The organism is Bradyrhizobium sp. 190, from assembly GCF_023073415.1.
Taxonomy (GTDB): Bacteria; Pseudomonadota; Alphaproteobacteria; order Rhizobiales; family Xanthobacteraceae; genus Bradyrhizobium.
The window spans coordinates 1-810 of the sequence record NZ_JADPJL010000042.1 but is presented as its reverse complement, the minus strand read 5'-3'; the positions used below and the strand labels follow the sequence as shown (position 1 = coordinate 810).

The window sequence follows — 810 nt, the reverse complement described above, 5'->3', positions numbered from 1 at the left end:
GCTCGTAACCAACTTGCTCATTGGAGGATTTGGCTATGCGCAGTTACAACTTTGAACCTCTCTGGCGCTCGACCATCGGCTTCGACCGCCTCTTCGATCTGGCGGAAGCGGCCGCCCAACACGCCGGCGAGGACCACTATCCACCCTATAACATCGAACGGCTTGGCGAAGATCACTATCAGATCTCGCTGGCTCTCGCCGGTTTTTCGCCCGACGAGATCTCGGTGACCGCCGAGCAGAATGTGGTTACCGTTGAGGGCGACAAGGCCGAGAAGACTGATCGAGACTTCATGTATCAGGGCATCTCGACCCGGCGCTTCAAGCGCCAGTTCAATCTGGCCGATTATGTGCAGGTGAAGAGCGCCGCCTTTGACAATGGCCTGCTCAAGATCGAACTGGTCCGGGAGATCCCCGAGGCCATGAAGCCTCGCCGCATCGCCGTCAACGGCGTAGCCGGCGGCAACGTCAAGCAGATCGATTCCAAAGCGGCCTAGATAGTGTCGCTCCGTGATCTCACCGCGCGCCGGCGCCCGGCGCGCGGGCATCGCAACCTCGTCTGGAATAGGAGGGTACCATGCGGCCGACGACCGCTATCAATGACAACGTCTTCGACATCAACGCCCTGATACATCCCGGCACGGTGTTCAATCACCCCCGAGACGTCGTAAGCCACCCCACGCTGACATTGGCCGAGAAGCGCGCCATTCTCGCTTCCTGGGCTTCAGATGCGTCCGCTATCGCTTCGTGCCCCGCCCTTCGAGCGCCCAATGGCCTGAAGGCGCCGGTGACTGTTGACGAGATCCTCGACGC

2 protein-coding genes are annotated in these 810 nt (G+C 60.6%); both read left to right on the top strand.

Annotated elements, in window-relative coordinates:
• Nucleotides 1–35: 35 nt before the first annotated feature.
• On the top strand, nucleotides 36–494 hold the full coding sequence (locus IVB22_RS24065) for an Hsp20 family protein (RefSeq protein ID WP_247519740.1): 459 nt from the start codon (nucleotides 36–38) through the stop codon (nucleotides 492–494).
• Between the two features lie 80 nt (nucleotides 495–574).
• Nucleotides 575–810: hypothetical protein (locus tag IVB22_RS24060; protein WP_247519739.1), on the top strand; the 236-nt coding region annotated here is incomplete at its 3' end.

Bases quoted from the DNA above. Each gene is read 5' to 3' on its own strand.
- IVB22_RS24065 (WP_247519740.1), top strand. From the start codon at position 36: ATGCGCAGTTACAACTTTGAACCTCTCTGGCGCTCGACCATCGGCTTC.